Origin of the sequence: Sphingosinithalassobacter sp. CS137 (assembly GCF_014334115.1) — a bacterium.
In the GTDB taxonomy this organism is placed as follows: domain Bacteria; phylum Pseudomonadota; class Alphaproteobacteria; order Sphingomonadales; family Sphingomonadaceae; genus Sphingomonas.
Genome location: NZ_CP060494.1, coordinates 1,445,285 through 1,468,179 on the forward strand (window position 1 = coordinate 1,445,285; position 22,895 = coordinate 1,468,179).

A 22,895-nucleotide genomic window follows, 5' to 3' on the forward strand; every position below is an offset into this window, starting at 1 on the left:
CTCACGTCTGCGCCTCCAGCTTGCGGCTGAGCGCGGCGTGGAAGCCATCGGCGAAGCGGTTCAGCCGCGCCTCGACCTTGTTGATCGAATGGCTGAAGCGATTGTAGGCGATCACCGCCGGGATGGCCGCGAACAGTCCGATCGCGGTTGCGAACAGCGCCTCGGCAATACCCGGCGCAACCACTGCGAGCGAGCTGTTCTGCTCCGCGGCGATCGCCGTGAAGCTGCGCATGATGCCCCACACCGTGCCGAACAGGCCCACGAACGGCGCGACCGAGCCCACGGTCGCCAGCACGTTGAGGCGATCCGACAGCCGATCGATCTCCTGTGCCACCGTGGCGCCCATCGCCGTGGCCAGCCGCTCGCGCGTGCCGCTGCGATCCACTGTCGCGCCGGCGGTCGAGCGGCGCCATTCGGTGACTCCCGCCGAGAAGACGCGGGCAACAGCGATGTTGCGTCCGGCGATCCGGCGATGGAATTCGTCCATGTCGTCCGCCTCGCGATATTCCTGCTCGAACTGGTCGGTCGATTTCCGCACCCCGCCGATGCGGATAACGAAGCTGATGATGATGCCCCATGTCCAGATACTGGCGAGCAGCAGGCCGAGCATCACGCCCTTCACCACCCAGTCCGCCTGCAGAAACAATGCGAACGGCGACATGGTCGCCGCGTCGGTCGTCGCGAGAAACTCCATCGAGGCTCAGTCCCCCTTCCAAACCAATGGCGCGAACGCCTCCACCCAGGCGGCGGGTTGTCGGCGCGGCCGCCCGGACGGCGCCACGAACACCGCCTCGATCTCCACTTCCGCCACTATGATCCCCGAACGCATGACTCGTTGATGAATGTCCACTGATGCACCGCGCAATTCGACGAGGCGGCTGACCACCGTCAGCGTGTCTCCAAGCCGCGCGGGCGCCCGATAGCGCAGCCGCGCGTCGCGGATCGCATAGGCGCCCTCGCCCGCCTCGAACGCAGCGCGCTGATCGACGCCCGCCGCGGCGAGCATATCCGATCGGGCACGCTCGAAGTAGCGCAGATAATTCGCGTGATAGACCACTCCGGTAAGATCCGTGTCCTCGAAATAGACACGCAGGACGAAGTGATGCTCGCCATCCTGGAAATGGCCGAGCGGCTCGAGCGGTGCGGCTTCCTGTCTCACGGCTGCGCGGGTAGCGAACGACATGCTGACGGGGAAGCCGGCTTCAGTCGAACAGCCCGTCCTGCGCGCCCTGCGGCGGTTCGATGCCGAGATGCTTCCAGCCGGCGGCATTGAGGCAGCGTCCACGGGCAGTGCGGGCGACCAGGCCGAGCTGGATCAGATAGGGCTCGATCACTTCCTCGATGGTGTCGCGCGGCTCGCTCAGACCGGCGGCGAGCGTCTCCACGCCGACCGGGCCGCCCTTGTAGATGTCGGCGATCATGGTGAGATAGCGGCGGTCCATCGCATCGAGCCCGAGCGCATCGACCTCGAGCCGGTTGAGCGCCGCGTCCGCGGCCTTTGCATCGACCAGTTCCGCGCCAGCCACATTGGCGAAATCGCGCACCCGCCGAAGCAACCGGCCGGCGATGCGCGGCGTGCCCCGCGAGCGCCGCGCGATTTCCTGTGCACCATCGGCAGCGACGGGAAGGCCGAGCAGCGCCGCGGCGCGCGCGACGACCTTTTCCAGCTCGCCCACTGTATAGAATTGCAGCCGGATCGGAATGCCGAACCGGTCGCGCAGCGGCGTGGTGAGCAGCCCCTGACGCGTAGTGGCACCGACAAGCGTGAAGCGCGGCAGATCGATGCGGACCGACCGGGCGGACGGCCCCTCGCCGATCATCAGATCGAGCGCGCGATCCTCCATCGCCGGATAGAGTACTTCCTCGACCGCCGGCGCCAACCGGTGAATCTCGTCAATGAACAGGACGTCGCCGTCCTCCAGATTCGTGAGCAGCGCGGCGAGATCGCCCGACTTGGCAATCACCGGGCCGGATGTCGCCCGAAAGCCGACGCCCATTTCCCGCGCCACGATCTGCGCCAGCGTGGTCTTGCCGAGCCCGGGCGGGCCGAAGAACAGCACATGGTCGAGCGCATCGCCGCGCGCCTTGGCGGCTTCGATGAACACGCGCAGATTCTCGCGCGCACTGCGCTGCCCGACGAATTCGTCGAGCGCCTTTGGGCGCAGCGCCGCGTCGACGTCGTCGGATCGGCGCTCCGGGGCGAGGATGCGATCGGGATCGGTCACGTCCGTTCCCTAGCTGTTCCTGAGGGCTGCTGTCGAGCGGTTCGAAGGCGACGCAAGCGTCTATAACATAGGGACTGATCTGATCGCACCGGCAACAGGAGTATCGCGTGACCCCGGTAGAACGGCTGTTCCTCGACCAGAAATCCCTGCAGTCCGCCATCGAAGCGCTCCACGCCATCTGCACCTCGCCCGAGCCGCCTCTGCGCGAAAGCCTCGCGCAGATCCGCTGGACCTTCGCCCGCACGCTGATGCGGCATCTTCAGCTCAAGGATCGTGTCGTCTACGCGCGGCTGCGCAATCACCCCGATCCGCTGGTCCAGGCGACCGGCGAACGGTTCCGCAGGGAAGCGTTCGAACTCTACGCGCGCTTCGAACAGCATTCCGAACGCTGGACCGCCGACGCCGTCGCCGCCGACTGGCAGACCTATCGGGCGATGGCGGCGCAGATGATCCGCATGCTGAACGATCGCGTCGCCCGGGAAGAGGCCGAGCTCCTGCCGCATCTCGATTCGGCGCCCGACCTTCCGGTGCTGCGGACCGAACAGGATCACAACTGGGCCGCCGCCGGATGGAAAATGCGCGCCTGGTTCGGCGTCGACCGCGAGGAGGCGATTCCGCCGGCCGCTATTTCGCCGCCTTCCGAAGCGCGCGCCGCACCAGCGCGTCGAGGCCTGCGCCCTCGCCCAGTTCTTCCCCTGCCGCCTTCACCGCCGCGCTCGCCTCGGCGGGTTTGAAGCCGAGGTTGAGCAAGGCGGAAACGGCATCGGCCGCCGCGCCGCCGGCGGGGGCGGCCAATGCTCCGGCGCCGCCGCTGCCCAGCACGACGCCTGCCTTGTCCTTCAGCTCGTTGACGATGCGCTGGGCGAGCTTTGGCCCGACGCCGTTGGCACGCGCCACCATCGCGGAATCGCCGCGTGCGATCGCCCCCTGCAACTCGTCCGCCGTCAGCACCGACTGGATCGCCAGGGCGACGCGGGCGCCGACGCCCTGCACGCTCGTCAGCAGGCGGAACCAGTCGCGCTCCTCGGCGCTGGCGAAGCCGACCAGCCGGATGAAATCCTCCGCCACCAACATCTCGGTATGCACCGTCACCGTGTCGCCGGTGATTCCGATCCGCTCGAGCGTCTTCGCCGAAGCACCGACCAGATAGCCGACACCATTCACGTCGATCACCGCGTGATCCGCGCCGGTGCTCGCCAGCCTGCCTGTAAGATGGGCGATCATGGAACGGACCTAGAACGTCCGGCGCGCCGACGCCAGATGGTGCGCGTGGCAGATGGCGACCGCCAGCGCATCCGCCGCATCGGCTCCGGCGATCCTGGCGCCAGGAAGCAGGCGCGCGATCATCGCATGGACCTGCGCCTTTTCCGCCGTTCCAGTGCCGACGACCGCCTTTTTGACGAGGCGCGGAGCATATTCGCCGACTTCGATCCCGGCCCGTGCCAGCGCGCAAAGCGCCACTCCGCGCGCCTGCCCCAGCTTGAGCGTCGACTGCGGGTTCGAATTGACGAACACCTCCTCGACCGCAGCCGCCTCGGGCGCGCGATCGGCGATGAGCGCGGCGAGCATCGCATCGAGATGCGCGAGGCGCCGGGCGAGCGGCGCCTTCGCATCGGTTTTCAGCTGACCATTGGCAAGATGGCTCAGCCGGTTGCCTTCCGCGCGGATCAGCCCCCAGCCGGTGGTCCCCAGGCCAGGGTCAAGGCCGAGCAGGATCAGCCCAGCTTCTCCATCACCGCGTCGGAGACTTCGTAATTGCCCCAGACGGTCTGCACGTCGTCGTCGTCGTCGAGCGCGTCGATCAGCTTGAACAGCGTGCCCGCATCATCCTCGCCAACCTCGACCATCGTCTGCGGGCGCCACGCGAGCTTCGCGCCTTCGGGCTCGCCGAGGACGGGGGTGAGCGCGCTTGCCACTTCGTGCAGCGAATCGGCGGCGGTCCAGATCTCATGGCCGTCCTCGCCCGACTGGACGTCCTCGGCACCCGCCTCCAGCGCGGCTTCGAACACCGTCTCTGCGTCACCTGCGCTTGCCGGGTAGCTGATGAGGCCCATGCGGTCGAACCCGTGGCTCACCGAGCCGGCCGTGCCGAGATTGCCGCCGTTCTTCGACACGGCGGTGCGCACGTTCGTCGCGGTGCGATTGCGATTGTCGGTCAGCGCTTCGATGATCAGGCTCACGCCGCCGGGGCCGAAGCCTTCGTAGCGGATTTCCTCATAGCTCTCGGTATCGCCGCCCACGGCCTTGTCGATCGCGCGCTGGATATTATCCTTCGGCATCGACTGCGCCTTGGCGGCGTTGACTGCGGCGCGCAGCCGCGGATTCATGTCGGGATCGGGCGTACCCATCCGAGCCGCGACAGTGATTTCGCGGCTCAGCTTGGAGAACATCGCCGAGCGCTTCTTATCCTGCGCTCCCTTGCGATGCATGATGTTCTTGAACTTGGAATGGCCTGCCATTGGTCTCTCGAATCTCTCTCACATCCGTTCGCCTCGAGTGGGGAACTGTGCGAAGTCGAAGTCTCCGTATCGAAGGGCGGTTCGATACGCCACTTCGGCATGCACAGTGGCTACTCAGGACAGACCGGAAAAGCGAGCGCGCCGCGCGTCGTCTCAGCTCAGCGTGACGGCGGTTCCGGAGATCGACACCATCAGCATCGATCCCTGTTCGCCGATCACTTCATAATCGATGTCGATCCCGATCACTGCGTTCGCGCCGAGCCCCTTCGCCTGATCGGCGATCTCCTCGAACGCCATCTCGCGCGCCTTGCGCAGCGGCTTTTCGTAGCTGCCCGACCGGCCGCCGACGAAATCGCGAATGCCGGCGAAGATATCGCGGAAGACGTTCGCGCCAAGGATCACTTCGGATGCGACGATGCCGTGGTAGCGAGTCGCCGTCTTGCCCTCGATCGAATTGGTCGTGCTCAGGATCATCAATCGCTCCTTCGTCTGTCCGCGACGGGCGTCAGCCCAGGCCGAGGGCCGCCTTATAGGTTTCCAGCAGCGCCTCGGCCTCGTCGCGGTGATGCTTTTCCATCTTCCGCAAACGCACGATGCTGCGCATTGTCTTCACGTCGAAACCGGTCGATTTCGCTTCGTTGTAAACGTCCTTGATGTCGTCGGCGATGCCCTTCTTCTCTTCCTCGAGCCGCTCGATCCGCTCGATGAAAAGGCGCAGCTGGTCGGCAGCGATCACGTCGCTCATGAATTCCCTCCTGGTGTGAGGGCACGCGTCTAGCCGCTCCGGTCAGGAGCGCAAGGGGCGCCGACGCACCATCGGCTCGCCCGGCACGTGGCTGGCCGAAAGCGCCTCCGCCTGCTGTGCAGAGACGCCCGATCGGACCAGCGCCTCGACCAACGCGCGCTCGGGCGCGACCGCGATGTGCGGCGTCACACCGACACCTTCCCAGCCCTGCTTTCCCGGAAAATAGCTGTGGCCGACGGGAATGAAGGCGTCATAGCCGCCGGGCAGATCGATGCCGCCGCCGTAGTTGCCCGCTCCGGCAGTCGTATCGCCGATCAACGTGGCGCGGCCGGTTTCCTTCAGCACGGTCGCCAGATGCTCGCCGGCGGACGCGGTGCGGCCCGAGGTCAATAGGAAGATGCGCGTATCCGCCCAGGCGGAGCGCTCGGACCGGGGCACGACGCGATGTTCGGCGCGGTGCAGCTCGGCCGGCGCGGACACCTGCACCAGCGAATCGAATGGCAGCCCGCCCTCCTCCGCCGCAACGCTGGCACGCGTGTCCATCACCATCACTGTTCTGGGCTCGGTGAAGATGCGCGGGAAGAGCACATCCATCTCGCTGAGCCCGCCGCCATGGTGCGTGCGCGCATCGATGATCAGCGTGCGCGCGCCTTCGTGGCCGTCGAGAAAGGCTTCGAAATCGGCGACCTGCTGGGCGCTGCCGAGGAAGGCGTTGAACCGCACATAGGCAACTCCGTCGGCGATCCAGCCGGCCTGCTCCATCGGATCGGGATAGACGCGCCGCCGTGCCGGTTCGCCTTCCGCCGCCGCCGGCAGCGGCGGGCGCATCTTCAGATGCCCGTCAGGCGCCACCGCCTGCAGATCCTCGGTCACCATCGTCGCGAGTGCGGCGGCATCGGCGGCGCGGTCATAGGCGCCGTCCGCGAGCCGCTCGCGCAGCCGGGCGGCATAGCGCCGCGCCACATCGGGGAAGACGAAGGTCCGTTCGAGCTCCTCGGCGAGGACCGCGACCGCGCGCTTCCCTTCGGCGAGGTCGAAACCAGGCGCGGGCGCGGGCGCCACGAGCGCGACCGCCTGATGCGCCACTGCCGCAGAGGCCGAAGCCGCCGCCGCCAATCCGAGCCCCAGGAACATCGCACGCCGCATCGCTGCCTCCATCACCGATCTAGTGATATAGGTAGATAATACACTAGGTGCGCGCGGTCCAGTGTCGATCGCGCTGCCTGCGGATCAACGGTGCGGCCGCGTGATCGACGGCGGATCGCTGGCGGGAAAGGTTTCGTCGAGCGCCTCGTCGAGCAGTTCGTCGTCGTGGCGATTCTTCGCCACGCTTTCCTCCATCCGCGCGAGCTGCTCCGGCGTCGCCTCGCTCTGATGCGTGGCCTTCCACTCGGAATAGGGCATGCCATAGACGATCGCGCGCGCCGCATCCTTGTCGAGCGGCCGCCCGGCGTTCGCGCTCGCCTCCTCGATCCAGTCGGACAGGCAGTTGCGGCAGAAACCGGCGAGCCCCATCAGATCGATGTTCTGCGCGTCGCTGCGGTGGCGCAGATGGCGGACGAGCCGGCGAAAGGCGGCCGCCGCAACGGCGTCGTCCAGCGTATTGAGGTCGGTCATGGCGCGCTCCGAGGTTGATCGTCCCGCAGTAACGGGTAGAGCCGGCCCCGCACAAGCCAAGGGAGCGCGGAACCATGAGCAAGGCCATCAGCCCCCGTTCGCGCAAGGTGCGCGTGCTCGCCACATTGGGGCCGGCGAGCAGCTCGCCCGAAATGATCGAGCGGCTGTACGCGGCCGGTGCCGACGCCTTCCGCCTCAACATGAGCCACGGCGATCAGGAATCGAAAATCGCGCTGATCAAGGCGATCCGCAGTCTCGAGCGCCGGTTCGGCCGACCCACGACGATCCTCGCCGATCTTCAGGGACCCAAGCTGCGCGTCGGCAAGTTCGCCGAGGGCAAGGTGACTCTGGCCCAGGGGCACCAATTCACGCTCGACCGCGAAACGACCCCCGGAGACGCGACGCGCGTGGAGTTGCCGCATCGCGAGATCTTCGAAGCTGTGGAGGAAGGCACGCGGCTGCTGCTCGACGACGGCAAGCTGGTGCTGCGGGTGTTGAGCCACGAGGCCGACCGGATCACGACGATGGTCGAGGTCGGCGGAACACTGTCGAACAACAAGGGCCTCAACGTCCCCGACGTGGTGCTGCCGATGGCGGCGCTGACCGACAAGGACCGCAGCGACCTGGCCTTCGCAGTCGAGCAGGGAGTCGACTGGATCGCGCTCAGCTTCGTCCAGCGGCCCGAGGATCTGGCCGAGGCACGTCGACTGATCCAGGGGCGCACCGCGCTGCTGGCGAAGATCGAAAAGCCGAGCGCCGTGGCGCGGATCGAAGAAATCGTGGAGATGTGCGACGGCGTGATGGTCGCGCGCGGCGATCTGGGCGTCGAGCTGCCGCCGCAGAGCGTGCCGCCGCTTCAGAAGCGGATCGTCGAAACCGCGCGGCGCATGGGGCGGCCGGTAATCGTCGCGACCCAGATGCTCGAATCGATGATCACGGCGCCGACGCCAACCCGCGCCGAAGTCTCCGACGTGGCGACCGCCGTCTATGACGGGGCGGATGCGATCATGCTCTCGGCCGAAAGCGCGGCGGGCGAATATCCGGTCCAGTCGGTGGCGATGATGAATGCGATTGCCGATGCGGTGGAGCGCGATCCCGCCCATGGCGATCGCGTGCACTTCACCGTGACTCGCCCCGATCCCACCACTGCCGATGCGCTGGCCGAAGCGGCCAAGACGATTTCCGCCACCGTTTCGGCGAGCGCGATCATCTGCTTCACCATGTCCGGTTCGACAGCGCGGCGGATCGCACGTGAGCGCCCGTCGGTGCCGATTCTGGTGCTGACGCCCCGGCTGGAAACCGCACGGCGGCTGGGGCTGCTGTGGGGCGTTCACGCGGTTCAGACGCGGGACGTGAACTCCTTCGAGGAAATGGTCGCCAAGGCCAAGCGCATGGCGCTACGGCACAAGATCGTCAGCGGCGGCGATCGGGCGGTGGTGTGCGCCGGCGTGCCGTTCGGCACCCCGGGGTCGACCAACGTGCTGCACGTCGTGCAGATCCTCGGCGATGAGCTGAAGAACTACCGCGGCGACTGAAACCCGTTCAGGCGTGGACGGTCAGCACTTCGTCGAGCGGCGCACGCGGCACTTCGAACGTGTTCACCGGCGCCTCCGGGTCGCGCCAGCCGATCGCCATTCCGGTGAACAGCATCAGATGATCGGGCGTGCCGAGGAAGTCGGACACGGTCAGGTGGTGCGTCGTCCACGCTTCTTGCGCGCAGCTGTCGAGCCCCGCGTCGCGCAGCAGCAGCATCAGCGTCTGGAGCATCATTCCGCAGTCGGACCATTGCGGCGGCCCATGCGTGCGCTCGACATAGCAGAACAGGCCTACCGGAGCGCCGAAGAAGCGATAGTTGTTGCCGAACCACGCCAGCCGTCTGTCGCGGTCGCCGCGTTCGATGCCCAGCGGCGCGTACATCGCTTCGCCGACCTGAAACCGGCGGCTGCGATAGGGCTCGCCGAGCTTTTCGGGATAGACGGGGTATTCCGCGCCGTCGCCGAACGGCGCCTCGGCAAGCCGCGCTTCCATCCTCGCCTTGAACGCCGCCATTCGCTCGCCGGCGAGCAGATGCAGGTGCCAAGGCTGAAGATTGCCGCCCGAAGGCGCGCGAGTCGCCACTCCGATCAGCTCGCGCAGCAGATCGAGGTCGACCGGCTTGTCGAGGAATGCCCGAACCGAACGACGGCTCTCGACGGCTTCGCGAACGTCCATGACGGCTCTCCCTTTCCCGGAGCGACCCAAGCAGAGGAGAGTCAGTCGAGCAACCCGAAGCGCACCAGATCGGCGCGGAAGGTGGCGGCGTCGGTGAAATGCACCGCGTGGATCCCGGCATCGGCGGCGGCATCGACGTTCGGCGGCGAATCGTCGACGAACACCGCTTCCGGTCCGCTGAGGCCGAACCGATCGAGCGCGAGCGCATAGATCGCCGGATCGGGTTTCACCAGCCGCTCGGCGCCCGACACGACGATGTCGCGGAAGCGCCCGAACAGCGCCTCCTGGCTCGCGCGGAACGGCGGCCAGAATTCGTGGCTGAAATTAGTGATCGCGAACAGCGGCACCCCCGCGGCGTCGAGTTCCTCGACGATTTCCGGCATCCCAGGTACCGGCCCCGGAAGCTGTTCGTTGAAGCGTGGCCCCCAGGCGCGAATCAGCGCCTCATGCCGGGGATGTGCCGCGATCAGCTCCGCCGAGGTATCGGCGAAGTCCCGGCCCGCATCGTGCTGAAAATGCCACTCGGGCGTGCAGACTTCGGCCAGAAACGCGTCGAGCGCCCGATCGTCGTCGATCAGGCGCTCGTACAGAGCTCGCGGCTCCCAGCGGAAGAGCACGTTACCGACGTCGAAAACAACCGCCGTCGGATTCACGCGCGCAGACCTCAGCCCTGGCGGGCCTTGAACTTCCGCACGGTCTTGTTGATCACGTAGATGCGCCCACGACGGCGGATCACGCGATTGTCACGGTGCCGCCCCTTGAGCGACTTCAAAGAGTTCACGATCTTCATGATCGGGCTCGCTTCCAAATCTCGAATGCCTGAAAAGAGGCGCCCGCCTATAGAGGGGCGGCTGCCGAGTCAAGGCGCTGCACCGCGGCACGGAACCGACTCGATGCGATTCGGGTTGATCGGAGGATCGTTTCGCTCGCGCCACGGAAAGGCACCCTGCCGATGCATCGACTTGCCGTCCTCACTCTCGCCGCCGCGGCGTTCGCCACTGCGGGCTGCACCACTACCATGGGGAGTCGCGCCGGCCCGGTGGAAGCCACCCGCTACCATCTGGGCGCGCCGATCGAACGCGGCACCATTTCGCTCGAACCGCTAGCGAGCACCGACACCATCAGCCCTGAATACCGCCTCTATGCGGATGCGGTCGCCGCCGAGCTGGCGCGAATCGGTTATGTACCCGCGACGGATAGCGCCACGTCCGATTATATCGCCGGGGTCGCCTTCACGCGCGCACCGATCGGCGTGCTGCGCGAGCGCCCACCGGTTTCGATCGGCCTGGGCGGCGGCAGCGGCGGCCTGTTCGGCGGCCTGAACTTCGGCATCGGCGGCGGCAATCGGGAGCTGATCGTTTCCGAACTCTGGGTGCAGCTGCGGCGGCGGTCAGACAATACCGTCGTTTGGGAAGGTCGCGCCCAAGCCGAAGCCGTGGACGGCGCGGCGACGGCCCAGCCCTCCGCCGTCGCACAGCGATTGGCGGATGCGCTGTTCAGGGGGTTTCCGGGAGAGTCGGGCATCACTATCACGGTGCCATGAGCATCGACATCTGCGCCGCCTTCGACAGCGGCAACATTCGCGTCGTCGATATCGACGGCGATCGCGTGGACCTCGAGATCGTGCAGGACCACAAGTCCGAATTCTATCAATGGTTCCACTTCCGCGCGGCCGGCGCCAAGGGGCGCACCCTCACCTTCCGCATCCTGAATGCGGGCGGGGCGGCCTATGCCTTTGGCTGGCCGGGGTACAAGACGCGCGTGTCGCTCGATCGCGAAGTCTGGCGCCAGACCGAAACCGACTATGCCGACGGGGCGCTGAGCTTCACGCACCGGTTCGACAGCGACGTCGCCTGGTTCGCCTATTTCGCGCCCTATTCGATGGAGCGTCACCACGATCTGGTCGCGCGTATCGCGCTGATGCCGGGGGTCACGCACCGCACGCTGGGGCACACGCTCGACGGACAGCCGATCGACTGTCTGACGATGGGCGACGGCGCGAAGCAAGTCTGGATCTACGCCCGCCAGCATCCGGGCGAGACCATGGCCGAATGGTTCATGGAAGGCGCGCTGGAGAAGCTGACCGAGCCGGGGGACACCGGCGCCCGCGCGCTGCGCGAAAAGGCGACGCTGCACCTGGTGCCCAACATGAATCCCGACGGATCGCGTCGCGGCCATCTGCGCACCAATGCGGCCGGAGTGAACCTCAATCGCGAATGGTCGAGCCCGACGCGCGAACGCAGCCCCGAAGTGCTGGCGGTCCGCGATGCTATGGACGCGAGCGGCGTGGACTTCGCCATGGACGTGCACGGCGACGAGGCGATTCCCGCCAACTTCCTCGCCGGCTTCGAAGGCATCCCGAGCTGGACCGACGCACACGGCGAGAAGTTTTACGAATACGCGCGGCGGCTCGCTTCGGCCACGCCCGAGTTCCAGCTCGATCTCGGCTATGAGAAGGCCGCGCCCGGCAAGGCCAATCTGTCGATGTCGACCAACCAGGTGGCGGAGCGTTTCGGCGCGGTGGCGATGACACTGGAAATGCCGTTCAAGGATCATGACGCGAACGCCGATGCGCAGTTCGGCTGGAGCCCGGCACGCTGCAAGGCGCTGGCACATGCCTGCCTCGACACGCTGGCCGGGCAGCTGGACGAGATCTGATGGAGGTTCGCGAAGGCGGGCTCGAGCATCCGGCGGTCATCGCGCTGCTCGAGGAGCATTTTGCCGGGATGCTCGCCGCCTCGCCGCCCGGCACGTGCCACTTCCTCGACCTGGCGAAGCTGGCGGCGCGCGACGTGACCTTCTGGACCGTGTGGGATGGCAAGACCCTGCTCGGCTGCGGCGCGCTCAAGGAGCTCGATCCCTCCCATGGCGAGATCAAGTCGATGCGAACCGCCTCGGCGGCGCTTCGGCGCGGCGTGGCCGCGGCGCTGCTGGCCCGGATCGTCGAGACGGCGCAGGCGCGTGGTTATGATCGGCTGAGCCTGGAGACGGGGACGGGAACCGCATTCGAGGCAGCACACGCGCTCTATGCGCGCCACGGGTTCGAGTATTGCGCGCCCTTCGGCGACTATCAGACGACCGACTTCAACCGCTTCATGTCCCGGGCGCTCTGATCTAGACGAACAGTTCCTGAAGGAAGTCCTGCATCGCCTGCCAGCTGCGGCGATCGGCGTGTTCGTCATAGGCGAACCCGGAGCGCTCCCCTCTCGCGCTACCGTCGGTGAAGCTGTGGCCGGCGTGGCCATAGGCGTCGAGCTGCCAGTCGGCCTCTGCGGCCGTCAGTTCGGCTGCGAGTGCGACCACCGACTCGGGCGGCGCCAGCGGATCATCCCAGCCGTGGCAGATCAGCAGCTTCGCCCGGATCGGCGCGGTCACCGGATAGGGCGGCGGATCGAAGATGCCGTGGAACGAGACCACGCCGAGCACGTCGCCGCCCGACCGCGCGAGATCGAGCACCGATTTGCCGCCGAAGCAGAATCCGATCGCAGCGCACCGTTCGGGATCGACCTGCGGCAGCGCCCGCATCGCGGCAAGCGAGGCATGTAGCCGGTCGCGCAGCAGCGGCCGGTCGGCGTTCAGCTCGTTCATGTACACGGCCGGGTCCGGGGATTCGCGCGTGGTGCGCCTGCCCCGACCATAGGTATCGCAGGCGAAGCCGACATAGCCGAGCGCCGCCAGCGCCTCGGCCTTTTCATTGTCGGCTTCCTTCTGCCCAAGCACATTGGGCACGATCATCACGCCGGGCCGCTGCCGCGCCCATTCGTCGTCATAGGCAGCGACGCCTTCGAAAGGGCCGTCCGGCCCGTCGTACACGATCGTTTCGCGCCGGATCGTCATCGCTCGCTCCCGCGTTGCCCTCAGCGCACCAAACGCTAGAGACGGGGCAACCCGACTGCAAGGAGATGCCATGCCCACGCTCGTCCTCATCCGCCACGGCCAGTCCGCCTGGAATCTGGAGAACCGCTTCACCGGATGGTGGGACGTGGACCTGACCGAAAAGGGCGAGAAAGAGGCCTGGGCAGCGGGCGAGCTGCTCCGCGAAAAGGGCTTCGATTTCGACATCGCCTACACCAGCTTCCAGACGCGCGCGATCAAGACGCTCCACCTCGCGCTGGAGGCGATGGGGCGACTGTGGCTGCCCGAAGTGAAGAGCTGGAAGCTGAACGAGCGCCATTATGGCGGGCTCACCGGACTGGACAAGGCGGAGACCGCCGCCAAGCACGGCGACGAGCAGGTGCATCTGTGGCGCCGCAGCTTCGACATCCCGCCCCCGCTGCCCGAGGAAGGCACGCCGTGGGATCTGTCGAAGGACGTGCGCTATCGCGGCGTTCCGATCCCGCAGACCGAGAGCCTGAAGGACACGATCGCCCGCGTGCTTCCTTATTGGGAGGAGCGGATCGCTCCCGACATTCGGGCCGGCAAGCGCGTGGTGATTTCCGCCCACGGCAATTCGCTGCGCGCGCTGGTGAAGCATCTGTCGGGCATCTCGGACGAGGAGATCCCGGGGCTCGAGATTCCGACCGGCCAGCCGCTGGTCTATCAGCTCGACGACGAGCTGCGCGAAGTGGAGCGCTATTATCTGAGCGAGCGCTGAGGCGCCGGCGCGAACGGCCGGGCACGGGCACCCATTGCCCTGCCCCGCCGCCGCGATTAGGAACCGACGCTTCCTCGGGCATTCGGGCGGACATGACGGAAACACCTCGCGTCGGCATCATCATGGGCAGCACTTCCGATTGGGAAACGATGGCGCACGCCGCCAGGCTGCTCGACGCGCTCGACGTGTCCTATGAAACCAAGGTGGTTTCCGCACATCGCACACCGCAGCGGCTGGTCGACTATGCAACCGGCGCCGCCGATCGCGGGCTGAAGGTGCTGATCGCCGGCGCGGGCGGCGCGGCGCACCTGCCGGGCATGGCGGCATCGATGACGCATCTGCCGGTGCTGGGCGTGCCGGTCCAGTCGAAGGCGCTGCGCGGCTTGGACAGCCTGCTCTCGATCGCACAGATGCCCGGCGGCGTTCCGGTGGGCACGCTGGCGATCGGCAAGGCAGGCGCGATCAACGCCGGGCTGCTCGCCGCTGCGATCCTGGCGATCGCCGACGACGCTCTCGCCGAGCGGCTGAAGGAATGGCGCGCGGCGCAGACCGAAAGCGTGGCGACCAACCCCGAATGAAGGCGCTTCCTCCCGGCTCCACCATCGGCATCCTGGGTGCCGGCCAGCTCGGCCGGATGCTCTCGGTCGCGGCGGCGCAGCTCGGCTATCGCACGCATATTTTCGCACCCGACAGCGGGCCGGCAAACGACGTGAGCGCCGGCTATACTCGCGGCGCCTATGACGACGCCGAGGCGCTGGCGGTGTTCGGGTCGCATTGTGACGTCGTCACCTATGAGTTCGAGAATGTCGCCGCCGATCCGATCGCCGAGCTCGGGCGGCACGTGCCGGTACATCCCTCGCCCGGCGCACTGGCGATCGCGCAGGACCGCATCGAGGAGAAGCGCTTCGTCGCGGAGATGGGCGGCCGCACGGCGCCGTGGCGCCCCGTGCGCTCGCCCGCCGAGCTCGACCAGGCGCTCGCTGAGATCGGCTGCCCTGCGATCCTGAAGACCACCCGCTTCGGCTATGACGGCAAGGGGCAGGCGCGGCTGATGGGGCCGCACGACGCGGCGGCGGCCTGGGAAGCCATCGGGGCGCGACCTGCGATCCTCGAGGCGCTGGTGGCGTTCGAGCATGAGTTCTCGATCGTGCTGGCGCGCGGCGCCGACGGCACGACCGCCAGCTGGCCGCCGCCGCTCAACGAGCATCGCAACGGCATCCTCGCGCGCTCGACCGTGCCCGCTCCGGCGGCGGTCGCGGCGCAATGGACCGAAGCCGCGGCACTCGCCGGGCGGGTGGCCGAGGCACTCGGCTATGTCGGTGTCCTGACGCTCGAATTCTTCGCGAGCGCGGACGGGCCGGTCTTCAACGAAATGGCGCCGCGCGTGCACAATAGCGGCCACTGGACGATCGAAGGCGCCGTCACCTCGCAGTTCGAGAATCATATCCGCGCGATCTGCGGGCTGCCGCTCGGCCCGACGGGGCTTGCCGGCACGCGCGTGGAGATGGAGAATCTGATCGGTGCGCAAGCCGATGCCTGGCTCACCCTTGCCGCCGAGCCGGGTGCGCACCTCCATCTCTACGGCAAGAGCGAGGCCCGGCCCGGACGCAAGATGGGGCACGTCACACGGGTGGAGCGCTAGAAGCCGCGATCCGGGCGGGGGGTGCCAATCCTTCGCCTTCAATCCAGAGCCCGCACGAAAAAGGGCCCGGCTCCTCGGCGGAACCGGACCCCTTTTTCGCTACGTAGCGCGTCCGCTCAGGCCTGGCGCACGCCGGTCAGCGGGAAGCTGCCGAACGCGCCAGCCTTCACCGTGCCGCTCAGCGTGTCGCCGTCGACGGTCGCTTCGCAGTCGAGCGTCATCGGCATCGGCACCGTGACGTCGACCTTGAACTTGATCGTGTCGCCGGCAACCGTGCCGTCCTTGATGTCGGTGGTGCCCATCCCGCCCGAGAAGGTACCGGTGAAGGTATCGCCCGAGCTGTTGACCGTGAGCGTCGCCTTCTGGTCGCCCATCGGGCTCTTGGTCACGGTTTCCCAGGTGCCGTCCACATTGGCCATGATCGTCTCTCCTGCGTCAGGGGTTCATTCGGCTTCGGACGCCGCACCGGCGACCGACGCTGCAGGCACCACCTCGACAGGCAGGCCGATGCTGTCAAGCTGCGGGCGCACGGTCGAGGCATCGCCGACGACGACCCAGACGAAGTCGTTCGGGTCGAGAGCCGCGCGTGCCGCAGCGTCAAGCTGCTCGCGGGTGAGGCCACGATATTTTTGCGCGATCGTCTCGTAATAATCGTCCGGACGGCCGAAGAGATCGTTCTGCTGCATCGCCGAGAGCACGGCGTCGCTGGCTTCGAATCCGCCGGCCAGCTCACGAACGTTGCCGTTGATCGTCCGCTGAAACTCGACGGGCGTGATCCCCTCGTCCGAAAGGAACGCCGCGATTTCCCGGCGCAGCGACACGATCGCCTCGCCGGTCTTGTCGGCCTGCACCGGCGCCTGGATGATGTAGGGCACGCTGTTCTCGTAGCGCTGGACGTAGCCGCCGGCTCCATAGGACCAATGTTTCTCCTCGCGCAGATCCATGTTGATGCGCGAGAGGAAATCGCTGCCCAGCACGTCGTTCGCGGTGAGCACCGGCAGCAGCTCGTCGCGGCTCGACAGCTCGGTAAGCTGACCGCCCAGAATCAGCGACTGCGGCGAATCGGGGCGGTCGATCAGCAGGATTCGCGGGCTGGCCTGAACGGCGGCGCCGTCGAATGCCTTTGCGGCGGCGGCACCGGCTGGGGACCAGTCGGCGAATTCCGCTTCGAGCGCCGCCTGCACTTCGGCCAGCGGGCGATCGCTCACCACGAAGATCTTGAGCTTCTCCGGCCGGAGCCATGCCTGGTGGAAGGCGGCGAGATCGTCGCGGGTCATCGCCTGCACCGCCTGCGGATCCCCGCTGCCCGCGCCCAGCTTCGCATAAGGCGAGGCCGAGCCATAGACGAGCGGCGGCAATGCGCGCATGCCGAGCGCACCCGGATTGGTCAGCTCGGCCGAAATGCCCGCCAGAAGCTGGCTGCGCAGCCGCTCGACTTCCGCCGGAGCGAACGCCGGATTGCGGACGACGTCGGCCAGCAGATCGACCGACCCGGCAAGATTGGGGCTCGGCGTGTACAGCGTCACGATCGTCCGGTCGGCGGTGCTGCTCGTGCCGATCTCGGCACCGAGCCGCTCCTTGGCCTCGGCCAGCGCAACGGCATTGCGGCTCTGCGTGCCCTCACTCATCACCGAAAGCATCAGCGACTGGAGGCCCAGCTTGTCGGCCGGATCGGCGACTCGGCCCGCGTCGAAGCTGAGCGCCATCTGCGTGATCGGCACCGCGTCGCGCTGCGCATAGACGAGCTCGATTCCGTTGCCGAGCCGGGTGCGCGTAACGTCCGGGAAGTCGAGGTCGCCGATCTCGCCGACGGCGGGCATTGCCCCGCGCGTTCCGGGCGCAGGCCCCTCCTCGGGTCCAGCGGCGACCGTCTGGCCCGCAGGCGGCTCGGCCGGAGCCTCGCCCGCTTCGACATATTGCTCCTCGCGCGCACCCGGCACGACAGTGAGCTGATAGAAGGGCTGATCGAGCCATTCGCGGGCAGCCGCCTGCACTTCTGCCGGCGTCGTCGACGCCAGCTCGGCGAGCTCGCGCTTGTAGAAGGCCGGATCGTCCGAATAGAGCGCGCCCTGCGCCAGCGCCACCGCCTTGCCGCCGAAGCCGCCAACCGACTCGAGCCCGGCGAGCTGCCGGGCCATGGTGCTCGTGGCGACGCGCTGGACTTCATCGGCGGTCGGTCCCTCGGCGAGGAACTCTGCGACGATCTGGTCGAGACGTGCTTCCACGGTCGCCGGATCGACGCCGGGGCGCACGTCGACCGTCACGTCGAAGGTGCCGGTCTGGGCCATGGTATCGGCATCGGCACTGACCCGCACCGCGAGCTGCTCGTCGCGCACCAGCACATTGTCGAGCCGCGAGCTCGAAAGCCCGCCGAGCACGCCGCCGGCGATCTTAAGCGCAGTCGCATCCTCATGGTTGAGGCTGGGAATCTGCCAGATGCGATAGATGCGCGCGGTGGCGACGCGATCGTTCATCGTCTCCTTGATCGTGGCCGGGATCGGCCGCGGCGTCACCTCCGGAAGCACGCTTTCCGGCCCGCTCGGGATTTCGCCGAAATATTTCTCGACCAGCGGGCGCGCCTCGGCGGCGTCGACGTCGCCGGCGAGCACGAGGATCGCGTTGTTCGGGCCATAGTGCGAGCGGAACCAGCTGCGCACGTCCTTGAGGCTGGCGGCATCCAGATCGGCCATCGAGCCGATCGGCGAATGGCTGTAGGGATGTCCCTCGCCGAACACGCCTTCGAGGATGTTGTACCAGGCGAGGCCATAGGGCTGGTTGTCGCCCTGGCGCTTCTCGTTCTGGACGACGCCGCGCTGCTCATCGAGCACCCCCTGGGTGACGGCGCCGAGCAGATAGCCCATGCGGTCGCTCTCGAGGAACAGCGCGCGCTCGAGCGCCGGGCGCGGAACCGTCTCGAAATAGTTGGTGCGATCGAACGAAGTGGTGCCGTTGAAATCGGTCGCACCCACTTCGCGCAGCGGCTCGAAGAAATCGCCCGGGGCGTTCTCCGAGCCGTTGAACATCAGATGCTCGAACAGATGCGCGAAGCCGGTGCGGCCCTCGGGCTCATGCTTCGAACCGACGTCATACCAAGTCGAAACCGCGACGATCGGCGCCTTGCGATCCTCGTGCACGATGACGCGCAGCCCGTTGGGCAGCGTGAATTCCTCATAGGGAATATCGATCGCGCGGGCGAGTTCGGAAACCGGCGCTGGTGCGGGCGCATCGGATGCCTGCTGCGCGGAAGCGACCGGCGCCGTGGCGGGAACTGCCGTGATCGCGAGCGCGCACGTGGTCACGCTCAGAAAGGTGAGGAACGTCTTCATTGCTGCCCCTTCGGGAATCGTCGAATGAAGCGACCATAGTCCGGCTGCCCGCCGCTGCAACTGCAAAGCGTGTTGTGGACGCAAGCCACCTTGCGCGGCGGCGGAATGGCGATAGGTTGCCGCCTGCAACCGCTATTTCCCCGGGGGAGCCCTTTCATGCGCATGCCGCTGTTTCTGACGGCGATCTCGCTGGCACTCGTGCCTGCGACCGCCATCGCCCAAACCGCCGAACCCAGCTTCTCGCCCCAGCGCGTGAAGGCCGATGTCGAGTTCCTTGCCAGCGACGAGCTGGAGGGCCGCAACGCCGGTACCGAAGGCTATGAAGTCGCTGCCCGCTTCGTCGCCACGCGCTTCGAGGCGATGGGGCTTCAGCCTGGTGGCACCGACGGCGGCTGGTATCAGCAAGTGCCGCTGGCGAACGTCGCGCTCGATCCCGCCAACCCACCGTCGCTCACCATCGGGCAGCAGCGTTTCGCGAGCGGCGAGCACATCCTGATGGGCGCGGGCAGCCGGATCAACGAAGCGCAGCAGAGCGTGAACGGCGAAGTCGTCTTCGTCGGCCACGGCTTCGAATCCGAGGCGCTAGGGCTCGATCCCTATGCGGGCGTCGATGCGCGCGGCAAGTTCGTGGCGATGCTCGTCGGAACGCCGGCGAACCTGACGCCCGAACAGCAGCAGGCGCTGCAAGGCGTGGACCGCAACGAAATCGCGGCCGAACATGGCGCGATCGGCGTGTTGATGCTGGTGCGGCCGCAGGATCTTCAGCAATTCCCCTGGGCGATGGCTTCACGCTATTTCGCGCGGCCGCAGACCAACTGGGTGGATGCGGCGGGCAATGTCGGCGGCGAGCCGGCGGGCAACATCCGCATTGGTGCCTATCTCGACCAGACGGCGACGGAAGCGCTGTTCGAAGGCGCGCAGATGTCCGCGGAACAAATCTATGCAGCCGCCGAGGCAGGCGACCTGCGCAGTTTCCAGCTCGCGCAGCCGGTGCTCGCCAAGCGCAACATCGTCGTGACCCGGCTCGACAGCCCGAACGTGATCGGCATCCTGCCCGGCAGCGACCCGGCGGTAGCCAACGAGACGGTGCTGCTTTCTGCGCACCTCGACCACGATGGCGTCGACACCGCGCTCGCCGGCGACCAAATCTACAACGGCGCGATGGACAATGCCGCCGGCACTGCGACGATGCTGGAAGCCGCGCGCGCCTTCATGGAAAGCGGCACGCGTCCTCGCCGATCGATCATGTTCGTCGCGCTGACCGCCGAGGAAGACGGGCTGCTCGGTTCCGAATATCTCGCCAAGCATCCGGTGAATCCGCAGGCGAACATCGTCGCGAACGTCAATCTGGACATGCCGGTCCTGCTCTATGACTTCACCGACGTGGTCGCGTTCGGCGCCGAGCATTCGACGCTGGGGCCGATCGTCGAGGCGGCAGCGGCGCGCGCCGACGTCACGCTCTCGCCCGATCCGATGCCCGAGGAGAATCTGTTCGTCCGATCGGATCACTACAGCTTCGTGAAGGAAGGCATCCCGTCGGTGTTCCTCGTCACCGGATTTCAGAACGGCGGCGAAGAGGCGTTCCGCACCTTCCTCGCGACGCATTATCACAAGGTGTCGGACCAGACCGACCTTCCCTTCAACTGGGAGGCAGGCGCCAAGTTCGCGCGGATCAACTATCTGATCGCGCGCGAGATCGCGAACACCGAACAGACGCCGCGCTGGTACGAAGGCAATCAATATGGCGAGCGCTACGCTCCGGACGCGCCCAAGGCACCGGCGCCGGCCGCCGAATAGTCTTTTGCCGAGGAGCTGAAGGGGGGAGCGGAGGCCGAGTGCTTCCGCTCCCCCTTTTTTGCGCGCCGGATGCGCTTCGCCCGTGCGGGGACGGGCTTCGGATCAGGGCCGGTAGCGGCGCTCGACGTGCCCTTGCAGCGCCGCGGGATCGAACCACACCGGCTTGGTGCGATGCGATACAAACAGCGGCGCCTGATCCGCATAGTGCGGCGATTCCGGCCGCGTGGTCGCCGCGCCGAACGGCTGGATCGAGCGCGAGTGCACAGTGCCCTCGCGATCCCATTCGACGAACATCAGGAAGCTGTCGCCATGGCGCACGCGCAGGCGGCCATCGTCGTCCACGTCCCAGTTGGCGGCGGCGCGGAGCACGTCGAAGCCACCGTCGAGCGGCAAGTCGACATCGCCCCGTCGCAGCCGCAGCAATTCGCCCATCGGCGGATCGAGTCGTCCGAAGTGCGTGTTCAGATGCTCCACCGCCCCGGCGAGCGCCTCGCGCGGCTCGACCTCGGGCGCGGTCCGCCGATACTTGAACTGCCCCGCCTTGAGCAGCAGCGTCATCAACGCGTCCGCCGCGCCCTCCCCGTCCTGGTCCCAGTCCCATTCGCGAATCAGCGCCTGCGCACGCCGCAGATCGGCGTCGCCCTGGGGATCGACGGCGAGCAGCTGGGCGATCCATTGCGGCCACCAGCTGTTGCGACTGACCGCCGTGTCATATTTGATCGCTTCGAGTTCAGCACGGCTGATCGACCTGTCCGCCTCCAGCAGCTCGACCGCGCGAATGCCGCGATTGGTGAAATCGGTCTCGATCCCCAGCAGCGGCGAGAAATCCGCCGGGCTGAGCTCCGATCCGCTGCCCGCCGCCAGGAACGGCGTATTGTTGGCGTTCATGATGAAGCCAGACGCCGGATTGATGATCCGCGGCACCATTGCCCAGGGCACAGTACCACTCCACAGGTTGCGTGAGGTGTCGCCGGGCAGCACCTCGCGATAGTCGAACCCCTCCTGCCGCAGCGGGAACATGGCGTTGTAGAAATAGGCGATGTTCCCTTCTGCATCGGCATAGAGGAAGTTGGTGGCGGGAACGCCCTGCATCGCCATCACCTGGCGCCATTCGGCGAAGTCGCGCGCGCGATTCAGCCGATAATATTGCTCGACCATCTTGAGCTGATCGATGCCGGCGTAGCGAATGGCGAAGGCGCCGTCCTCGTTGCGAATCACGGGCCCGTGAAGCGAATGCCACACCGTCTGACGCACCGGCAGGTCCAGAGGGCCGACCTTTACGGGCAGCCAGACATGGCGCGCCTCGAGCGGGTGCCATTCGCCGTCGAACCGATACTTCTCGCCGGACTCGTCGAGTTCTAGCCGATAGATGTCGATCAGGTCAGGCCGATTGACGGTGTTGGTCCAGCCGAGCGTCTTGTTGTGCCCCAGCAGCGGATAGGGAGCGCCGGGAAAGGTGGCGCCGGCGAAGTCCCAGCCGGTTTCGGAATGCACCACCAGTTCGTACCAGGCGACGCCGCCGTTCCACGGCTGGTGCGAATTGGAGACGAGGTGGGTGGCGCCGTCTTCCGAGCGGCTGGGCGCGATCACAAAGGCGTTCGAGCCTTTCTCCAGCTCCTCGGGGCCGGCGGGCGTGGCGTTCGGCGCGTCCGGCAACGGATCGGCCATCTCGCGCGGTGGCGCCTCGCCTTCGCTCAACCGCCCCAGCACCGTATCGAGCCCAAAGAAGAAGGGCGAGCGCAGCACGAACCCCGCGGCGATATCGCGGCCGCTGACCGGGAAGAGCCGCGCCAGCTGGACTTCCTCAGGATGTTGTTCGGCATAGTGATTGAGACCGGCGGCATAACCATCGAGCAGTGCGCGCACATCCTCGGGCTGGGCATCATAGTCGCGATCGACCGTGTCGCGGATGCGGAGCAGGTGGAACACATAGTCGGTTTTCGCGCCTTCGGATCCGGTCATCGCACCGAGCCGGCCGCGGACCATCGCGACCACCTGTTGCAGCGTGTCGAAATCATCCTCGGCATGCGCATAGGCGATGCCATAGGCCACATCGGGATCGGTCTTCCCAAAGATGTGCGGCACGCCGAAGTCGTCGCGAACGATCTCGACGTCATAGTCCCGCGCCGGCGGCGGCGCCGCGCGCGAAGCGGAGAGCGGCTCCCACGCCGCGAGCACCACGGCGACGAGCATCAGCAGCGCCAGGGCCACCAGTCCGATCCGGCGCGCCAGCCTCATCGTGCGATCCCGTATTGCGCACGCGCGCGCGCCTTCACAGA

Annotated in this window: 26 protein-coding genes; 9 read left to right on the forward strand and 17 right to left on the reverse strand. The window is 67.1% G+C overall.

Features of this window, described 5'->3' with window-relative positions; all coding sequences use genetic code 11:
• Window position 1: 1 nt before the first annotated feature.
• Genes tolQ through ruvB form a run of 3 tightly spaced genes read right to left on the reverse strand, consistent with a single transcriptional unit; the run spans window position 2 to window position 2,225 of the window.
• The gene (gene tolQ, locus H7V21_RS07145) at window positions 2-694 is read right to left on the reverse strand and encodes a protein TolQ (protein ID WP_262504045.1); all 693 of its coding nucleotides are present in this window, start codon (window positions 692-694) and stop codon (window positions 2-4) included.
• 6 nt (window positions 695-700) lie between these two features.
• The gene (locus H7V21_RS07150) at window positions 701-1,159 is read right to left on the reverse strand and encodes a YbgC/FadM family acyl-CoA thioesterase (protein ID WP_262504046.1); all 459 of its coding nucleotides are present in this window, start codon (window positions 1,157-1,159) and stop codon (window positions 701-703) included.
• Window positions 1,160-1,202: 43 nt separating this feature from the next.
• Window positions 1,203-2,225 (reverse strand): Holliday junction branch migration DNA helicase RuvB, encoded by a 1,023-nt coding sequence (ruvB, locus tag H7V21_RS07155; RefSeq protein WP_188056140.1) that lies wholly within the window; start codon window positions 2,223-2,225, stop codon window positions 1,203-1,205.
• A 107-nt stretch (window positions 2,226-2,332) separates the two neighbouring features.
• On the opposite strand from ruvB, the gene H7V21_RS07160 reads away from it, so the two are divergent.
• On the forward strand, window positions 2,333-2,959 hold the full coding sequence (locus H7V21_RS07160; RefSeq protein WP_188056141.1) for a hemerythrin domain-containing protein: 627 nt from the start codon (window positions 2,333-2,335) through the stop codon (window positions 2,957-2,959).
• Here H7V21_RS07160 and ruvA read toward each other — a convergent pair.
• The 7 genes from ruvA to H7V21_RS07195 form a co-directional block, all read right to left on the reverse strand.
• Window positions 2,850-3,449: a Holliday junction branch migration protein RuvA gene (gene ruvA / locus H7V21_RS07165; RefSeq protein ID WP_188056142.1), complete on the reverse strand. Its 600-nt coding sequence runs from the start codon at window positions 3,447-3,449 to the stop codon at window positions 2,850-2,852. The genes H7V21_RS07160 and ruvA overlap by 110 nt on opposite strands.
• 9 nt (window positions 3,450-3,458) lie before the next feature.
• Window positions 3,459-3,944, reverse strand: coding sequence for a crossover junction endodeoxyribonuclease RuvC (ruvC, locus tag H7V21_RS07170; RefSeq protein WP_188056406.1), 486 nt, complete (start codon window positions 3,942-3,944; stop codon window positions 3,459-3,461).
• On the reverse strand, window positions 3,941-4,684 hold the full coding sequence (locus H7V21_RS07175; RefSeq protein ID WP_188056143.1) for a YebC/PmpR family DNA-binding transcriptional regulator: 744 nt from the start codon (window positions 4,682-4,684) through the stop codon (window positions 3,941-3,943). Before H7V21_RS07175 ends, ruvC begins: the two co-directional genes overlap by 4 nt.
• Window positions 4,685-4,837: 153 nt before the next feature.
• Window positions 4,838-5,158 carry a heavy metal-binding domain-containing protein gene (locus tag H7V21_RS07180; protein ID WP_188056144.1) on the reverse strand — a complete coding sequence of 107 codons (321 nt, stop codon included), beginning with the start codon at window positions 5,156-5,158 and terminating at the stop codon, window positions 4,838-4,840.
• Between the two features lie 31 nt (window positions 5,159-5,189).
• Window positions 5,190-5,429, reverse strand: coding sequence for a DUF2312 domain-containing protein (locus tag H7V21_RS07185; RefSeq protein WP_188056145.1), 240 nt, complete (start codon window positions 5,427-5,429; stop codon window positions 5,190-5,192).
• 42 nt (window positions 5,430-5,471) lie between these two features.
• Window positions 5,472-6,575: a S41 family peptidase gene (locus H7V21_RS07190; RefSeq protein WP_188056146.1), complete on the reverse strand. Its 1,104-nt coding sequence runs from the start codon at window positions 6,573-6,575 to the stop codon at window positions 5,472-5,474.
• 84 nt (window positions 6,576-6,659) lie between these two features.
• On the reverse strand, window positions 6,660-7,046 hold the full coding sequence (locus H7V21_RS07195; protein ID WP_188056147.1) for a DUF1244 domain-containing protein: 387 nt from the start codon (window positions 7,044-7,046) through the stop codon (window positions 6,660-6,662).
• 74 nt (window positions 7,047-7,120) lie between these two features.
• Here H7V21_RS07195 and pyk point away from each other — a divergent pair, with 74 nt between their 5' ends.
• A complete protein-coding gene (gene pyk, locus H7V21_RS07200; protein ID WP_188056148.1) occupies window positions 7,121-8,581 on the forward strand; it encodes a pyruvate kinase in 1,461 nt (486 codons plus the stop codon).
• Window positions 8,582-8,588: 7 nt separating this feature from the next.
• On the opposite strand, the gene H7V21_RS07205 is transcribed toward pyk, so the two are convergent.
• Genes H7V21_RS07205 through ykgO form a run of 3 tightly spaced genes read right to left on the reverse strand, consistent with a single transcriptional unit; the run spans window position 8,589 to window position 10,047 of the window.
• Window positions 8,589-9,257, reverse strand: a complete 669-nt coding sequence (locus H7V21_RS07205; protein ID WP_188056149.1) for a nitroreductase — start codon at window positions 9,255-9,257, stop codon at window positions 8,589-8,591.
• A 41-nt stretch (window positions 9,258-9,298) separates the two neighbouring features.
• Window positions 9,299-9,874, reverse strand: a complete 576-nt coding sequence (locus H7V21_RS07210) for an HAD family hydrolase (protein ID WP_262504047.1) — start codon at window positions 9,872-9,874, stop codon at window positions 9,299-9,301.
• Window positions 9,875-9,921: 47 nt separating this feature from the next.
• On the reverse strand, window positions 9,922-10,047 hold the full coding sequence (gene ykgO, locus H7V21_RS07215; protein WP_188056151.1) for a type B 50S ribosomal protein L36: 126 nt from the start codon (window positions 10,045-10,047) through the stop codon (window positions 9,922-9,924).
• Between the two features lie 162 nt (window positions 10,048-10,209).
• Here ykgO and H7V21_RS07220 point away from each other — a divergent pair, with 162 nt between their 5' ends.
• The 3 genes from H7V21_RS07220 to H7V21_RS07230 are packed head-to-tail and all read left to right on the forward strand — an operon-like array spanning window position 10,210 to window position 12,370.
• Complete coding sequence (locus H7V21_RS07220; RefSeq protein WP_188056152.1) at window positions 10,210-10,800, forward strand: DUF4136 domain-containing protein; 591 nt, start codon at window positions 10,210-10,212, stop codon at window positions 10,798-10,800.
• Window positions 10,797-11,915 carry a carboxypeptidase family protein gene (locus H7V21_RS07225; RefSeq protein ID WP_188056153.1) on the forward strand — a complete coding sequence of 373 codons (1,119 nt, stop codon included), beginning with the start codon at window positions 10,797-10,799 and terminating at the stop codon, window positions 11,913-11,915. Before H7V21_RS07220 ends, H7V21_RS07225 begins: the two co-directional genes overlap by 4 nt.
• Window positions 11,915-12,370 carry a GNAT family N-acetyltransferase gene (locus H7V21_RS07230; RefSeq protein ID WP_188056154.1) on the forward strand — a complete coding sequence of 152 codons (456 nt, stop codon included), beginning with the start codon at window positions 11,915-11,917 and terminating at the stop codon, window positions 12,368-12,370. Before H7V21_RS07225 ends, H7V21_RS07230 begins: the two co-directional genes overlap by 1 nt.
• Window position 12,371: 1 nt before the next feature.
• Here H7V21_RS07230 and H7V21_RS07235 read toward each other — a convergent pair whose 3' ends face one another.
• Entirely contained in the window at window positions 12,372-13,094 is a 723-nt protein-coding gene (locus H7V21_RS07235; protein WP_188056155.1) for a dienelactone hydrolase family protein, read from the reverse strand.
• Window positions 13,095-13,164: 70 nt separating this feature from the next.
• Here H7V21_RS07235 and gpmA point away from each other — a divergent pair, with 70 nt between their 5' ends.
• From gpmA to H7V21_RS07250, 3 genes are all read left to right on the forward strand, one after another.
• Window positions 13,165-13,851 carry a 2,3-diphosphoglycerate-dependent phosphoglycerate mutase gene (gpmA, locus tag H7V21_RS07240; protein ID WP_188056156.1) on the forward strand — a complete coding sequence of 229 codons (687 nt, stop codon included), beginning with the start codon at window positions 13,165-13,167 and terminating at the stop codon, window positions 13,849-13,851.
• A gap of 92 nt (window positions 13,852-13,943) precedes the next feature.
• A complete protein-coding gene (purE, locus tag H7V21_RS07245) occupies window positions 13,944-14,429 on the forward strand; it encodes a 5-(carboxyamino)imidazole ribonucleotide mutase (protein ID WP_188056157.1) in 486 nt (161 codons plus the stop codon).
• A complete protein-coding gene (locus tag H7V21_RS07250; RefSeq protein ID WP_188056158.1) occupies window positions 14,426-15,493 on the forward strand; it encodes a 5-(carboxyamino)imidazole ribonucleotide synthase in 1,068 nt (355 codons plus the stop codon). Before purE ends, H7V21_RS07250 begins: the two co-directional genes overlap by 4 nt.
• A 116-nt stretch (window positions 15,494-15,609) precedes the next feature.
• On the opposite strand, the gene H7V21_RS07255 is transcribed toward H7V21_RS07250, so the two are convergent.
• Both H7V21_RS07255 and H7V21_RS07260 read right to left on the reverse strand, forming a co-directional pair.
• The gene (locus tag H7V21_RS07255; RefSeq protein WP_188056159.1) at window positions 15,610-15,912 is read right to left on the reverse strand and encodes a hypothetical protein; all 303 of its coding nucleotides are present in this window, start codon (window positions 15,910-15,912) and stop codon (window positions 15,610-15,612) included.
• Between the two features lie 24 nt (window positions 15,913-15,936).
• Window positions 15,937-18,819, reverse strand: coding sequence for a M16 family metallopeptidase (locus tag H7V21_RS07260; protein WP_188056160.1), 2,883 nt, complete (start codon window positions 18,817-18,819; stop codon window positions 15,937-15,939).
• A 156-nt stretch (window positions 18,820-18,975) separates the two neighbouring features.
• Here H7V21_RS07260 and H7V21_RS07265 point away from each other — a divergent pair, with 156 nt between their 5' ends.
• Window positions 18,976-20,616 carry a M20/M25/M40 family metallo-hydrolase gene (locus H7V21_RS07265; protein ID WP_188056161.1) on the forward strand — a complete coding sequence of 547 codons (1,641 nt, stop codon included), beginning with the start codon at window positions 18,976-18,978 and terminating at the stop codon, window positions 20,614-20,616.
• 102 nt (window positions 20,617-20,718) lie between these two features.
• Here H7V21_RS07265 and H7V21_RS07270 read toward each other — a convergent pair whose 3' ends face one another.
• Window positions 20,719-22,854, reverse strand: a complete 2,136-nt coding sequence (locus H7V21_RS07270) for a penicillin acylase family protein (protein ID WP_188056162.1) — start codon at window positions 22,852-22,854, stop codon at window positions 20,719-20,721.
• Between the last annotated feature and the right edge of the window lie 41 nt (window positions 22,855-22,895).